Source organism: Mesorhizobium dulcispinae, assembly GCF_033977345.1.
GTDB classification, from domain to species: Bacteria; Pseudomonadota; Alphaproteobacteria; order Rhizobiales; family Rhizobiaceae; genus Mesorhizobium; species Mesorhizobium dulcispinae.
On sequence record NZ_JAVIIY010000011.1, the window covers coordinates 127,209 to 141,341 of the forward strand.

Consider the following 14,133-nt stretch of genomic DNA (forward strand, 5'->3'; position numbering starts at 1 on the left):
GCAACTACGCCGGCAGCGGACGGCGCCCCTTCGCGCTGCCCTCCAGCTTTGCGCCGGCATCGCGCGGATGCGGCCCGATCGGCATGATCGCCGGAAACGGCGTCGCGCCAAAGGCGAAGGTCCATTTGTAGCCGATAAGCTGATCTTCCGGCGTGGTGTGCTGGTCGTGGTGGGCAAGCAGCCTGGCGCGCTCGGCGAGATCCTCCGCCTCCCGCCGCACCATCTCCGCCGTTTCCGGCCGCATGCGCCGCGAGAAGCTGATGAAGGTTGCCTGCCGTTCCATATGGCCGATCGCCCAGCCGATGAAGTTCTTGTTGGTCGTCTCGAAATGCGGCTTCAGCGGTCCCTCGAAATCCCACTGGATGGGTGTGTCGACCAGCAATCTTGCCGACAGGCCGCGCCCGAGCGCCACCAGGCCGAGCTCTTCCAGGTCGCGCAAATAGAGGAACATCGAAGCTTCGCTGAGGCCCTGCGAGCGCATGATGCCCTCGGGCGTGAATTTTTCGGAGAGCATGATGAAGACGAAAAGCAGCGCCGGTCGCGCGGCGAGCTTGCGCTCGATCTCCGGCGCGACGTGGTTGGCGGGTCCCGGCCCCCGGTTCATCGAGCCCAGCACATTTTCCAGTTCCACTTCCGCCGCGGCGCAGATCTCGATCAGCCGGTCGAGCTTGCAGTTTTGCTCATGGAAGATGCGCTTCACCGTCGGCTCGGAAACGCCCATGCGCTCGGCCAGCATCCGGTAGGTCAGGCCCCTGGCCTTCAGAGTCCGTTTCAGTGCCTCGAAGATCGGACCGTTCATGAAATGCACCCCGTTTGGACGATTTCGTATCGATCTTCGATACTACGCTCGAACCGTCTTCCGCAAAAGTATCGAAAAACCTAGCTCTCCGCCGTCATCACAGGAGAGCACCATGAAGACCGTCATCGCCTCGACTTTTCTCGCCATAGCCGGCATCGCCGCGACATCCGCTGCTCAGGCCGGCGAGATCTGGCGCGCATCCGGTTTCGAGCAGCCGGAATCGGCGTTTGTCGATGCCGCCGACAGGCGCATCGTCGTCTCCAACATCGTCGGCAATCCCGGCGAAGCGGACGGCAACGGCTACCTGTCGCTGCTGTCCATGGACGGCAAGGTCATCACCAGGCGCTGGGTGGACGGCATGGACGCGCCCAAGGGCATGGCGATCTCGGGCGGCAAGCTCTACGCCGCCGACATCACCAAGGTTCGCGTCGTCGACCTCGCCAGCGGCAAGCTGGTCTCCAGCATCGACGTGCCGGGCGCCGTCTTCCTCAACGACATGACCGCCGATGCCTCGGGCAAGGTCTATGTCACCGACATGCTGGCCGACACGATCTACCGCATCGACGGCGACAAGCCGGAACTGTTCGTCAAGGATGCGCTGCTCGCCTCGCCCAACGGCGTCTTCGCCGACGGCGACAGGCTGATCGTGGCGTCCTGGGGCAAGGGCATCAAGCCGGATTTCAGCACGGCTGAGCCGGGCGGAGTGCTGGCGGTCGATCTCGCCAGCAGGAAGGTGACGCCGCTGCCTGGCGCCCAAAAATTCGCCGATCTCGATGGCGTTATCGCCATCGGCGGCGATATCTACGCCACCGCCTACATGACCGGCACGCTGTATCGCTACAAGGCCGGCGGCAAGCCGCAAGCGGTCGCCACCTTCAAGCCGGGCAGTGCCGACATCGGCACCGACGGTGAGAAGATCTTCGTGCCGCTGATGAACGAGGGCGAGGTCGCGGCGCTGACGGTCGACTGAGAGCGGTCGCGGCTGGAACCACGTCAATCGGGATTGGACCGCCAAATCGACGGGGCTGCCATCTGGTTCCGCCGTCCGCTCCAGGATATCCGGCAGCAATGAGCGAAGCCGTGAAGACATCCAGCCTGAGCGGCGCCGTTTCCCCGACGATCCCGGTGTTCATATGCGCGCTGGCGATCTTCCTTCTGTCCGGGATGGACGCGGCGATGAAGTCCCTGGCCATCGCCATCGGCGTCTACAACACGCTGCTGTGGCGCAGCATGGTCGCGACTTTGATCGCGGTCGCGGCTTGGTCAGCGGGGCCGCGCTCACGGCCAACGGTCGCGGTGCTGAGGCTGCACGCGTTGCGGGCTGCGATTGTCGGCGTCGTTCTGGTCTCATTCTTCTGGGCCCTTGCCAGGCTGCCGCTCGCCGAGGCGATCGGGCTCAGCTTTGTCGCGCCGCTCTTTGCCCTCTTCCTCGCCGCGCTGCTGCTGGGCGAACGCATCCGGCGCCAGGCTATATGGGCATCAATCGCCGGCATCGCGGGAGTCGCGATCATATTGTCCGGCCAGTTCGGGCGGGAGAGCTATTCGCAGGATGCCCTGCTTGGCACAGCGGCGGTGCTCGTATCGACGGTGTTCTACGGCTACAATCTGGTTCTCGCCCGGCAACAGGCACTGTTGGCCAAGCCGATCGAGATCATGCTGTTCCAGAACATCTTCGTCGGGATCATCCTTGGTTGCGCCGCGCCGTGGCTTGCCGTTGCGCTGCCAAGCGATCTGTGGCTTCCCCTGACCGGCGTGGCGATGCTGTCGCTCGCCGGTCAATTCCTGATGAGTTGGTCCTACGCCCGCGCCGAAGCGCAATATCTCATCCCGACCGAATACTCGGCCTTCATCTGGGCGATCGCGCTTGGTTGGTTCTTCTTCGGCGAGGAGGTGGCCTGGACCACGCTGACGGGGGCAGGCCTGATCGTCGCCGGCTGCCTGATAGCCGCGCGCGCAAACCCGAAGCTTGCCGAGCCGATCGAAGCGGCAATTTGACGATTCTCGGTTGGCTCGATGGCGGCCGCGGCTCAGTCCTGCTGGGTCTGCGCCACGGTGGACTTGAGCCGCACGCCCCTGCCGCCGCGCTCGCTGGCCTGGTTCTCGCCGATCAGCTCCACCCCGATCACATCGAGCGCCTGGATGACCTTCATCAGCGAATCGACGACGCCCCGGACGACGCCTTCGCTCGCTTCCATGCGTTGTATGGTCGGAAGCGACACCCCGGCGCGCTCAGCGAGCGTTCTCTGGTCGATGCCGGCCAATGCCCTCGCAGCGCGCATCTGTGCGGCAGTCATCATCGGCCGGAATCCATGTTTGTGAATGCAGTATCGATGTATAATATAGATATTACAATGTCTCAAGCATCATTCAGCATGGGGATCTGACGTGGATCAATCGCTGTCCGCCATCACCTTGCGCCGCTGCAGCAGGCGCGCCGCGAGCCAGCACAACATGGCCCAGGCGAAGCCGGCGCACCAGCCGGCAAGCACATCCGACGGCCAATGCACGCCGAGATAGACGCGGCTGGTCCCGACCAGCACCGTGGTCAGCACGGCAAGGCCGAGCACGAAGATCTTCGTCCTTTGGTTCGGCAGGAAGCGCGCGGCGAGCGAGCCAAGCGTCAGATAGGTCACCGCCGACAGCATCGCGTGGCCGCTCGGGAAGGACAGCGACGTCTCGTTGACGAGATGCGAGACGAGATCGGGGCGGGGCCGGTCGACTTCGAACTTGAGCAAGTTCGAAAGCAGCTGGCCGCCGGCCACCGCAACGAACACGAACAGCGCCGTCGCAGGCCTGCGGATCAGCAACAGGTAGACGATCGTCGCCGTCGTGATCAGCACCAACACACTGGTGCTGCCGAGCGCGGTGATATCGCGAACAGCGCCTTGCAGCCAGGGTGGGCCGATCGGACTGTCCGGCTGCCCGGCATGGCGGAAGGCGAGCAGGATTTCCGTGTCGAAGGCATGCGGCGTCGTCGCGCGCGCCACCTCCATGAGTTCCACCAGGCCCCATAGCCCGCCGGCGATCGCCAGCCCGGCCAGGAGCATCGGGAATTCTATTCTGCTGAACAGCGCCTTGGCGGTCATTTTCATTTGGGGCCTTGGATCCCAGCTACAGCCGCTGCATATAGGGCCCGAGCGTGATCAGCGCGACGGCGGCGATCGCCAGCACGACGCCAGTCGCCTGCAATGCATTCAATCGTTCGCCGAAGAAGACCAGCGCAACGACATTCACCGACACCAGCTGGATCACCGCCGACAGGCTGAACGACACCGACATGCCGAATTCGCGGATCAGCCTCAGCATGATCAGATTGCCGGCCGAATAGAGCGCGAGCGTCAAAAGGATCTTGGCCAGGCTCGGCGCCAGCCCCCATTGCTTGGCCGCCATCGCCGCCAGCAGGAAGATCACCGTCGAAACGCCAAGCTGCGCCAATCCCCAGAAACTCACGTTTTCATCCCTCCCGAAGCGGCCTTCGCCGCGCCCGTCGCCGTTCTTGTTTCCGAAGCGCGTGAAGCCGTCAAGCTGAGCGCGTCCGGCAAGGCGCGCTGCGACGGGATCGAAGCCGGATGTCGCAAAATAGGCCCCGCAGCCACCGTTGGCGCCTTTGCCCCGAGGCCGCTAGTGGATCCGCTCGCCGGGTTGTCGTGCATGATTGGCACCGGTGCGTACGTGCCGGAGGCGACCAATCGTCAGCCGGCAAATCGACCTAGTTTGATCACGCCGATGTCACGAAAATGTGATCGGCCGTCTATAGGGATCGACAGGTCACACGTTCCAGCCACCTCAAGAGCCAGAGGAAAGCTCATGACCCATAGGATGACGAAGCAATAGACAGCTACCCCGCGCGTTGAACCACGGCCATGTTCAGGGTGGTTCTCAACCGGAAGCCGATGGACTCGTAGAGGGCGATAGCCGGTGCGTTGCTGTCATAGGCGTGGAGATAGGGAATCTCGCCCCGCGCCATGATCCGGTTTGCCACGAACAGCGACAGCAGTCTGGCAAGGCCGCCGCCGCGGAAATCCGGGTGCGTGCACACGCCGCTGAGCTCGCAATAGCCGGGCTGCTTCATTCGCTCGCCGGCCATCGCCGCGAGCCTGCCGTCGACCTTCACGCCCCAGAACTCGCCGAGGCTCAAGGCCTCCAGCGTGAACGGCCCAGGCTTGGTGAGCGACGCGAGCGCGAGCATCTCGGCCGCATCGTCCCGTGTCAGGCGCTGCACGCGCTCGTCGGACACGGCCTGAACCGGCCGCCCGGCAGTCATCTGCACCAGGGTCGCTGTCGAAACCGCGGAAAGCTCCGCAGGCAGGACGATCGGATCCGTCTGAACCAGGATCGAGCTTTCGAGCGGCGGAAGCAGCTTGCCCAATGCTCGCAGGCTTTCCGCATCGTCCGTCGCGGTGGCGGCGAAGGGAACGATCGACGGCCGGTACCGCCTGGCGAGGCTGTCGCCTTCCGCGAAGGCCAGATGGCGCGTCGCAAGCGCGCTCCAGATGGGACGGTCGAGAACGTGTTTCATCGCGCCACAGCCTTGGCCGCGACGGCCCCGGCTTTTTCCGAGCGGCGGGCGAGCGGGGTCGCGGCCAATCGATCCTCGATGGTGGCGAGCTGGCCGAGCAGCGGCCCGGAGAGGTCCGCGCACAAGTCCGCGACCGCGTCCTCGATGCGCGGCCAGACATCGCGCTTGGCGGTGTCGACCAGCCGCTGGCCGTTCGCCGAGAGGGAGACGATCCTGCGCCGCTGGTCATCGTTAGACGGGCTGACCTCGACCAGGCCCAGTTCCGTGAGCAGCGACACGGCCCGTGTGACACCCGGCTGCGCGACGCCGAGGGACTGCGCCAGTTCGCCGACCGGCAGGGCCCCCAGCCTGTCGAGCGCGGCGAGCAGGGGATACTGGCTCGACTGGATCCGCACATCCAGGCCGTCGAGCACGCGCTGCGTGTCGGCCTGCAGCTGCTCGCCAATGCGCTTCAGCCTGCTGCCGAGGCAGAGGAAGCCGAGGGATCGCAGAATGTCTTCCATAACTGAGCTGCCGGATGATAAACGATAACTTGATATATAACATGGCATGGAATTTGGCAATATGCTTTGCGATGCAAACCGGTCGGTGCCGGCTTCGGCCGGCAGACATTCCCTCTTCATTCGCGGTCGATAGCATCCTATATGGCGCTGGCGCGACATGACCGATAATCGATCGCGCCAAGGCGACTGATTCGAGGCCCGTGGGCTGCGGGTCTCTGTTCATCGGCACGCGGAAGCTCATGCCCTCCCTGCGTATCTATATCGACAGGTTTCTTGACGGCGCGGCGCCCAAGGTGCCGCGCCGCGAGCTGACGCATCTCGAGCGCCTGGCGCTGGTCCGGCGGCACGGCGACTTCTCGCTCGCCTATTCCACCGCCGTGCAGCAGAAATTGTCCTATTTCAGCGACGGCGACGGTTACATCGCCTTCGGCACCAAGATGAAGCACCATTTCGCGCTCGGCGATCCGGTGGTCGATCCGGCGGAAAGGCCCGGCTACATCAAGCGTTTCGTAGAGGCTGCCGGCGGCCCCTGGTTCGTCCAGATCGGCGCCGCCACGGCAAAGGTGCTGGCCGGGCTCGGCTATCAGGTCAATCGGCTCGGCGTCGACACCAGCCTGCACCTGCCGGCGCATGATTTCTCGGGCAAGCGTAACGAAACCGTGCGCTATTCGGAGCGCTGGTTGGCGAAGAAGGGCTTCACCTTCGCCGAGGACAGGAAAAACATGCTCCTCGACGAGGTTTCGCGGCTGTCCGAGAACTGGCGCGGCGAGCGCATCGTCAAGCGCTGGGAGATGGGCTTCCTCAACCGGCCCTTCGCCGACCATCTCGGCGCCGACATGCGCCGTTTCGTCCTGCATGGTCCCGAAGGCGAGCTCGTCGCCATCCTCGATTTCGATCCACTGTTCAGCGGCGGCAAGGTCATCGGCTACACCACCGCCTTCAAGCGCAAGCAGGTCGACGCCACGCCGCATGCCGAGATCGGCCTGACAAAATTCGCCGTCGACCGCTTTCGCGAGGAAGGCATTTCGGTCGTCACGCTCGGCCTGTCGCCTCTGCTCGACGTCGAGCCGAGCGGCTTTGCCGAATCGAATTTCTGGCGCGGCGCCTTCCAGCGTGCCTACCAGTCGCCCTGGGTCAACCGCTCGCGCTTCAACCTGCAGGGCCAGGCCGCCTTCAAGCGCCGCTTCCACGGGCAGGAGGAGCCGACCTACATCGCCTTCCGACGAGGGACGCTGATGGAAATGCTGGGGCTGCTGCGGCTGATCAAGGCGATTTAGCGGGGGCGATTAAAAGAAGATCGCCGGCGCCGCGATCCTTCACACCCCCCTCTGGCCTGCCGGCCATCTCCCCCGCAAGGGGGGAGATCGGCAGCCTCATCGGCGGCGCCCATCATTCGACGTCGGCGATTGGCGAAAACGGGAGCGACGTCCGATCTCCCCCCCTTGCGGGGGAGATGCCCGGCAGGGCAGAGGGGGGTGCTGTCCCGCCGGCGTTTCGGATTTTTCTGAACCACAGTGACGATGAACGTCGGCCCCCCTCAATTCCGCAGCCGATACCCCGTCCTGAAGATCCAGGCCACGATCGCGATGCAGACGGCCAGAAACACCAGCGTCATGCCGAGGCTGACGCCGACCGAGACGTCCGCCTTGCCATAGAAACTCCAGCGGAATCCGCTGATCAGATAGACCACCGGGTTGAACAGCGTGATTGTCTTCCAGATGCCGGGCAGCATGTGGATGGAATAGAAGCTGCCGCCGAGGAAGGTGAGCGGCGTGACGATCAAAAGCGGCACCAGCTGCAGTTGCTCGAAGGTTTTTGCCCAGATGCCGATGATGAAGCCGAACAGGCTGAAGGTCACCGCCGTCAGCACGAGGAAGGCGACCATCCAGAACGGATGCTCGATCCTCAGCGGCACGAACAGCGCCGCGGTGCCTAAAATGATCAGGCCAAGTATGATCGACTTGGTCGCCGCGCCGCCGACATAGGCGATGATGATCTCCAGATAGGAGACCGGCGCCGACAAAAGCTCGTAGATCGAGCCGACGAATTTCGGGAAATAGATGGCGAAGGACGCGTTCGAGATCGACTGCGTCAAAAGCGACAGCATCATCAGGCCGGGCACGATGAAGGCGCCGTAGCTGATACCGTCGATCTCGTTGATGCGCGAGCCGATGGCCGAGCCGAAGACGACGAAATAGAGCGATGTCGAGATCACCGGCGAGATGATGCTCTGCAGCACCGTGCGGAAGGCGCGCGCCATCTCCACCCGGTAGATCGCCCATACTGCACGAAGGTTCATGGCCGCGCGCGGGTTCATGGCTCTTGCCTCAGAAGATTGACGAAGATCTCTTCGAGCGAGCTGTTTTTGGTGTCGAGATCGCGGAACTGGATGCCGGCGGCCTCGAGGTCGCGGATCAGCGAGGCGACGCCCGGTCGGTCGCTCTGGTTGTCATAGGTGTAGGTGAGCTGCCCGCCGTCGCCCGACAGCTCCAGCGCGTAGCGCGACAGGCCGTCCGGCAGGGCGGTGAGCGGCGCGCGCAATTCCAGCGTCATCTGCTTGCGGCCGAGCTTGCGCATCAGCTCGGCCTTGCCTTCGACCAGGATGATCTCGCCGCGGTTGATGACGCCGACGCGGTCGGCCATCGCCTCGGCCTCCTCGATGTAGTGCGTGGTCAGGATGATGGTGACGCCGTCCTCGCGCAGGCGCCGCACCATCGCCCACATGTCCTGCCGCAATTCCACGTCGACGCCGGCCGTCGGCTCGTCGAGGAAGAGCACGCGCGGCTCGTGCGACAGCGCCTTGGCGATCATCAGCCGGCGCTTCATGCCGCCCGAAAGCGTGATCGCCTTGGCGTCCTTCTTGTCCCATAGCGAGAGGTCGCGCAGCACCTTCTCGGCGAAATCCTTGTTGGGAGCCTTGCCGAACAGGCCGCGGCTGTAGTTCACCGTCGCCCAGACCGTCTCGAAGGCGTCGATGGTGAGCTCCTGCGGCACCAGCCCGATCAGGCTGCGCGCCGCGCGGTAGTCCTTGCCGATGTCGTGGCCGTCCACGGTGACGGTGCCCGACGAGCGGTTGACGATGCCGCAGACGATCGAGATCAGCGTCGTCTTGCCGGCGCCGTTCGGCCCGAGCAGCGCGAAGATCTCGCCGCGCTCGATGTCGAGATTGATTTCCTTCAACGCCTTGAAGCCGGTGGCATAGGTTTTCGTGACACCGGAAATCGAGATGATGGATGACATGCTGAAATACGGCCGGCTGGAAAAACGTGACCTGATATAGGTCGGATGTGGTTTTATTCAAACCGGCAATCGACGGTCCTCCTGACAGTTCTGGACAGCCGCCTTCGCCGGCCGGCGGCGTAGCTCTATTGCGCGCCGCGTTCGCGGCGTCGGCAAGGTGTCACGCGAGATGTCTATTAATGCTGGCGCGACCTCCCGCCCGGCGCTGCGACAACGCGCCTCGCGTGACGCCGCGCCGCTTTGACCGATGCGTGTCTGAGGCCTATCCTTCAAGCATAAATTGCAGCCGGAGCCGAGCATGGACCCGCTCATCCTGTCGCGTATCCAGTTTGGCGCGAATATTTCGTTCCATATCCTGTTTCCGGCGATCACCATTGCACTTGGCTGGGTGCTTCTCTTCTTCAAGCTCCGCTATAACGCCACCGGCGACACCTCCTGGATGCGCGCTTATTTCACCTGGGTGAAGGTTTTCGCGCTGTCCTTCGCCATGGGCGTCGTCTCCGGCGTCACCATGAGCTTCCAGTTCGGCACCAACTGGCCGGGCTACATGGAAACGGTCGGCAACATCGCCGGCCCGCTGCTTGCCTATGAGGTGCTGACAGCTTTCTTCCTCGAGGCGGCCTTCCTCGGCATCATGCTGTTCGGCTTCCGGCGCGTCTCCAACCGCATCCACACGCTGGCGACCGTGCTGGTGGCGGGCGGCACCACGATCTCGGCCTTCTGGATCATTGCGCTGAACTCCTGGATGCAGACGCCGGCCGGCTTCCAGATGATCGACGGCAAGGCGCATGCGCTCGACTGGTGGGCGATCGTCTTCAATCCGTCCATGCCCTACCGGCTGGTCCACATGCTGCTCGCCTCGGGGCTCACCGTCTCCTTCCTGATCGCCGGCCTGTCGGCCTTGCGTTATCTTTACGGCGATCGCTCGGAATCGATGTGGAAGGCGCTGCGCACCGGCGTTTTCACCGCCGCCATCCTGATCCCGATCCAGATTTTTGCCGGCGACCAGCACGGCCTGAACACGCTTGAGCACCAGCCGCAGAAGATCGCCGCCATGGAAGCCAACTGGAACACCGGCCCCAACGTGCCGCTGGTCCTGTTCGCGCTGCCGGACGAGGCGGCGAAGGAAAACAAATTCGAGCTCGCCATCCCCGACGGCGCCAGCCTGGTGCTGCGTCACAGCACGAGCGGCGTCGTGCCGGGCTTGAACGACTATCCCGGCAACCACCCGCCGGTCTTCCCGGTGTTCTGGGGTTTCCGCGTCATGGTCGGCACCGGCATATTGATGCTGATCGTCTCCTGGTCGGCCGCCTTCTTCCTCAAGCGCCGCCACAGCCTGCCGAAGCCGCTGGCCCTCATCATGGTGCCGATGGCGCTCTCCGGCTGGCTGGCGACGCTGGCCGGCTGGTACACGACCGAGATCGGCCGCCAGCCTTGGCTGGTCACCGGCGTGCTGAAGACGGCCGATGCCGTCGGCCCGGTCGCCGGCAGCCACGTCGCGCTGACCCTGGCCGTCTATCTCATCCTCTATGTGCTGCTCTTGATCGCCTATCTCGGCGTGCTTGTGCACCTGGCGCTGAAGGCGGCCAAGGATGGCGATACCTCGCCGCTGCCGGGCGTCATGAACGCGGCGCTTTCGCAGCCTGCTGCCCAGGAATAGGGAGCGAGTGACATGACCTTCGATTGGCCGACCGCGCTTCCGCTGATCTTCGCCGGCCTGATGGGCCTCGCCATCCTGATCTATGTCATCCTCGACGGTTTCGACCTTGGCATCGGCATCCTTTTCGCCGCCGCTGACGACGCGGAGCAGGACACGATGATCGCCGCAATAGGTCCCTTCTGGGATGCCAACGAAACCTGGCTGGTGCTGGCCGTCGGGCTCTTGCTGGTCGCCTTCCCGATGGCGCACGGCACCATCCTGACGGCGCTCTATCTGCCGGTCTTCGTGCTGCTGGTCGGGCTGATCCTGCGCGGCGTCGCCTTCGATTTCCGCGCCAAGGTGCCGGCCGGCAGGAAGCATCGTTGGAACCGCATCTTCTTTATCGGCTCGGCAACCGCCTCGCTGGCGCAGGGCTATATGCTGGGCGTCTACGTGCTCGGCCTCGATGTCGGCCTTGGCGGCATGGCCTTCGGCGCGCTGGTCGCGCTCTGCCTGTCGGCGGCTTACGCCGCGATGGGCTCGGCCTGGCTGATCTATAAGACCGAGGGCGACCTGCAGCGAAAAGCCGTGCGCTGGCTGCGCACCATACTGGTGCTGACGGCGCTCGGCATGGTCTTGGTGTCGCTGGCGACACCCTTCGCCAGCCCGCGCATCTTCGATAAATGGTTCCTGTGGCCGGAGATCCTCTATCTCTCGCCGCTGCCGATCGCGTCGGCGCTTTTGTTCCTCGGGCTGTGGCGGCAGACTTTCCATCTGCCGAAACCGAACGACCAGCACGCGATCCGGCCGTTCCTGACCCTGGCCGCCATCTTCGCGCTCGGCTTCGCCGGCCTCGCCTGGTCGTTCTACCCTTATGTCGTGCCCGACAGGCTGACGATCTGGCAGGCCGCCTCGGCGCCGGAAAGCCTGGCCGTCATCCTGGCCGGCGTCGTCGTCGTGCTGCCGATCATCATTTTCTATTCGTTTTATGCCTACCGCGTGTTTGGCGGGAAGGCGACCGATTTGACGTATGATTGAGGGGGTTCGGGGCTACCACGGAGACGCCGTGATCCTTCGCGCCCCCCTCTGCCCTGCCGGGCATCTCCCCCACAAGGGGGGAGATTGGCAGCTTCGTCGCTGGCGCCTTTCCTGCAACGTTGGAGATTGGCGAAGGACGGCGTGACGGCTGATCTCCCCCCTTGTGGGGGAGATGTCCGGCAGGGCAGAGGGGGGCTGTCCCGCCGACGTCCCTAAGCGAGCATCGCCCCTCGCCTCGAACCTCAGCTCTTGCTCGATGCCAGCACCAGCACCGGCTTCTCGCTGTAGAGCTGCGGGAACAGCGACTTCAAATTCTCGATCTTGGGCAGATCGTTGTAGACGATATAGGGATAGGTCGGGTTGAGCGTCAGGAAATCCTGATGGTAGTCCTCGGCCGGATAGAAGGTCTTGCCGGTCTCCAGCGTCGTCACGATTGGTTTGCCGAACACCTTGGCCTTGTCGAGCTGGGCGATGTAGCTCTCGGCCACCTTCTTCTGCTCGTCGTTCTCGGCGAAGATCGTCGAGCGATACTGCGTGCCCTGGTCCGGCCCCTGGTAGTTGAGCTGCGTCGGATTGTGGGCGACCGAGAAATAGACCTGCAGGAGCTGGCCATAGGTCACCTTGGATGGATCGTAGGTGATCTCGACCGATTCCGCATGGCCGGTGCGGCCGGTGCCGACGACCTCGTAGACGGCGTTTTCGGCGCTGCCGCCGGTGTAGCCGGAAACGGCCTTGCTCACGCCCTTGACGTGCTGGAACACGCCCTGCACGCCCCAGAAGCAGCCGCCGGCGAAGACGGCCTTCTCGCTGCCGCTTGCCGCCTTCTCGTCCACAGCCGGCGGCGGAATCACCACCGCATCCTCGGCCGAGCGCGCCGGCGTCTGCCAGAAGGCAGCGCCCGCCGCCGTCAGCACCAGCGCCGCAAGCGGGGCCAGGAATCGCCGCGCAGCCTTTTTGTCGATGCCGTTCATGTTGGATCTCCTTGTTCTAGCTTACGACTATACGACGGAAGCCGCAGCTCAGTTCTCACTTTGCCGTGCGGCGCTCCCCCTCATCCGGCCGCTTCGCGGCCACCTTCTCCCCATGGGGAGAAGAGATGGCGCCAGCGCCGACAATCTCCTCTCCCCTTGGGGAGAGGTCAGCCGAGCGAAGCGGAGGCTGGGTGAGGGGGCGTGCGACACGGGTCAGCCGCTAAACTTATTGCGCCGGGGCCATCGCGTCGGCGGGCTTCATCGCATCCGTCACCGGCTTCATGGCATCCGCCGGCTTCATCGCATCCGTTGCGGGTTTCATCGCGTCGGTAGCCGGCTTCATCGCCTGGGTGCTCATCGCATCGGGCTTCATGGCATCGGCCGGTTTCATTGCGTCCGTCGCCGGCTTCATCGCGTCGGTCGCCATGGCGTTGGCGGGCTTCATTGCGTTGGTCGTGTCGTCGGCGCGGGCGCCGGCGGCGAAGGCCGTGGTTGCGAGCGCAAAGGCGAGCGCGGTCAGGAATCTGGTCATGGATAGTCTCCTTGGGTTGTGGCGCGCGATGCGGGCCCGTTGGTGCGCTGCCGCTTCCTGCGGCGTCGCGCGAGAAAGGGATGATCAGTTTGCAGCCGCCGCCAGGATCGGCCCGCCGCCCGGCGTCTGCACCAGCACCGCGGTGCTCAAGCCCCCGGTTGCCGCGGGCAGCGGCAGCGTCGTGGCCTGGCCGTTCCAGCGGCCGAGTTTTTGCAGCGAATGGACGACATTGGCATGCGGCAGCGTGCGTCCGGTGTTCTCGCCGCGCGCCACCGGCACCTCGATGACGCCTTTCCTGTAGCGCACCAGCCAGACATCGGCCGGCCCGCCCGGCGCCGTGCCGGCGCCGATGCTCACCTTGCCGTCGCCGAGTGAAAGCGCCGGGCCTTTGGCGTGCGGGCTTGTCGAGATCAGCCGCTCGATCTCTCCCGGCACGGCGCCGACGGCATCGGTGCTGCCATTCACCACCACCTGCGGCGTGAACGGCCCGTCATGGCCGAGCGGCGGCTCGTAATTGACCTGGCGTTGCGTGAATTCCTGCCGGCCGAACGTGTCCTTCCAGCCGAGATAGTCCCAGTAGGTGACGTTGAAGGACAGCGCCAGCACGCCCGGCCGGTCCTTGACCTTGATCAGATTGGCATTGGCCGGCGGGCAGGACGAGCAGCCCTGGCTGGTGAACAGCTCGACCACGGTGAGCGGCTGTGCGGAAGCAGTGCCGGCCGTGGCGGCAAGCGCGATTAAAGCTGCGCCGGCGAGCGATCCGAGCGTTGTCCTTGATCCGGTCATGGGAAGCAGTCTCCGTTGCGGCGATGTTCCCATTTCGCCGCTGCGGAAGGCTTCGTTACAGCTTCACCGGTTTGTGATTGGGAGGCGCGCGACGCCGGAGATTGGC

At 64.5% G+C, this 14,133-nt stretch carries 16 protein-coding genes; 5 read left to right on the forward strand and 11 right to left on the reverse strand.

The annotated features are described in order from the left end of the window. Nucleotides 1-4: 4 nt before the first annotated feature. Entirely contained in the window at nt 5-799 is a 795-nt protein-coding gene (locus tag RFN30_RS22910; RefSeq protein ID WP_320264359.1) for a helix-turn-helix domain-containing protein, read from the reverse strand. A gap of 112 nt (nt 800-911) precedes the next feature. Between RFN30_RS22910 and RFN30_RS22915 the strand changes: the two genes are divergently transcribed. After that, complete coding sequence (locus RFN30_RS22915) at nt 912-1,769, forward strand: SMP-30/gluconolactonase/LRE family protein (protein WP_320264360.1); 858 nt, start codon at nt 912-914, stop codon at nt 1,767-1,769. 98 nt (nt 1,770-1,867) lie between these two features. Beyond that, nucleotides 1,868-2,794 (forward strand): DMT family transporter, encoded by a 927-nt coding sequence (locus tag RFN30_RS22920; protein ID WP_320264361.1) that lies wholly within the window; start codon nt 1,868-1,870, stop codon nt 2,792-2,794. 32 nt (nt 2,795-2,826) lie between these two features. Here the strand turns inward: RFN30_RS22920 and RFN30_RS22925 are convergent, their stop codons facing one another. From RFN30_RS22925 to RFN30_RS22945, 5 genes are all read right to left on the reverse strand, one after another. Further along, nucleotides 2,827-3,096 (reverse strand): helix-turn-helix domain-containing protein, encoded by a 270-nt coding sequence (locus tag RFN30_RS22925; RefSeq protein WP_320264362.1) that lies wholly within the window; start codon nt 3,094-3,096, stop codon nt 2,827-2,829. Nucleotides 3,097-3,189: 93 nt separating this feature from the next. Further along, on the reverse strand, nt 3,190-3,891 hold the full coding sequence (locus RFN30_RS22930) for a phosphatase PAP2 family protein (RefSeq protein ID WP_320264363.1): 702 nt from the start codon (nt 3,889-3,891) through the stop codon (nt 3,190-3,192). Nucleotides 3,892-3,910: 19 nt separating this feature from the next. Beyond that, on the reverse strand, nt 3,911-4,249 hold the full coding sequence (locus RFN30_RS22935) for a hypothetical protein (protein WP_127859561.1): 339 nt from the start codon (nt 4,247-4,249) through the stop codon (nt 3,911-3,913). A gap of 388 nt (nt 4,250-4,637) precedes the next feature. Then, nucleotides 4,638-5,318 carry a GNAT family N-acetyltransferase gene (locus RFN30_RS22940; protein ID WP_320264364.1) on the reverse strand — a complete coding sequence of 227 codons (681 nt, stop codon included), beginning with the start codon at nt 5,316-5,318 and terminating at the stop codon, nt 4,638-4,640. Beyond that, on the reverse strand, nt 5,315-5,821 hold the full coding sequence (locus RFN30_RS22945; protein ID WP_320264365.1) for a MarR family winged helix-turn-helix transcriptional regulator: 507 nt from the start codon (nt 5,819-5,821) through the stop codon (nt 5,315-5,317). Before RFN30_RS22945 ends, RFN30_RS22940 begins: the two co-directional genes overlap by 4 nt. A gap of 239 nt (nt 5,822-6,060) precedes the next feature. On the opposite strand from RFN30_RS22945, the gene RFN30_RS22950 reads away from it, so the two are divergent. Further along, nucleotides 6,061-7,098 (forward strand): phosphatidylglycerol lysyltransferase domain-containing protein, encoded by a 1,038-nt coding sequence (locus RFN30_RS22950; RefSeq protein ID WP_320264366.1) that lies wholly within the window; start codon nt 6,061-6,063, stop codon nt 7,096-7,098. 260 nt (nt 7,099-7,358) lie between these two features. Here RFN30_RS22950 and RFN30_RS22955 read toward each other — a convergent pair whose 3' ends face one another. Together RFN30_RS22955 and RFN30_RS22960 are read right to left on the reverse strand one after the other, a co-directional pair. Then, nucleotides 7,359-8,120, reverse strand: a complete 762-nt coding sequence (locus RFN30_RS22955) for an ABC transporter permease (protein ID WP_320264438.1) — start codon at nt 8,118-8,120, stop codon at nt 7,359-7,361. 14 nt (nt 8,121-8,134) lie between these two features. Next, nucleotides 8,135-9,061 (reverse strand): ABC transporter ATP-binding protein, encoded by a 927-nt coding sequence (locus tag RFN30_RS22960; RefSeq protein ID WP_320264367.1) that lies wholly within the window; start codon nt 9,059-9,061, stop codon nt 8,135-8,137. Nucleotides 9,062-9,359: 298 nt separating this feature from the next. Between RFN30_RS22960 and RFN30_RS22965 the strand changes: the two genes are divergently transcribed. Together RFN30_RS22965 and RFN30_RS22970 are read left to right on the forward strand one after the other, a co-directional pair. Beyond that, nucleotides 9,360-10,721 (forward strand): cytochrome ubiquinol oxidase subunit I, encoded by a 1,362-nt coding sequence (locus tag RFN30_RS22965; protein ID WP_320264368.1) that lies wholly within the window; start codon nt 9,360-9,362, stop codon nt 10,719-10,721. 12 nt (nt 10,722-10,733) lie between these two features. Beyond that, nucleotides 10,734-11,738, forward strand: coding sequence for a cytochrome d ubiquinol oxidase subunit II (locus RFN30_RS22970; protein ID WP_320264369.1), 1,005 nt, complete (start codon nt 10,734-10,736; stop codon nt 11,736-11,738). 242 nt (nt 11,739-11,980) lie between these two features. Here RFN30_RS22970 and msrA read toward each other — a convergent pair whose 3' ends face one another. From msrA to RFN30_RS22985, 3 genes are all read right to left on the reverse strand, one after another. Then, the gene (msrA, locus tag RFN30_RS22975; protein ID WP_320264370.1) at nt 11,981-12,709 is read right to left on the reverse strand and encodes a peptide-methionine (S)-S-oxide reductase MsrA; all 729 of its coding nucleotides are present in this window, start codon (nt 12,707-12,709) and stop codon (nt 11,981-11,983) included. 226 nt (nt 12,710-12,935) lie between these two features. After that, nucleotides 12,936-13,241 carry a hypothetical protein gene (locus tag RFN30_RS22980; RefSeq protein ID WP_320264371.1) on the reverse strand — a complete coding sequence of 102 codons (306 nt, stop codon included), beginning with the start codon at nt 13,239-13,241 and terminating at the stop codon, nt 12,936-12,938. Between the two features lie 84 nt (nt 13,242-13,325). Further along, nucleotides 13,326-14,027 carry a DUF1223 domain-containing protein gene (locus RFN30_RS22985; RefSeq protein ID WP_320264372.1) on the reverse strand — a complete coding sequence of 234 codons (702 nt, stop codon included), beginning with the start codon at nt 14,025-14,027 and terminating at the stop codon, nt 13,326-13,328. Between the last annotated feature and the right edge of the window lie 106 nt (nt 14,028-14,133).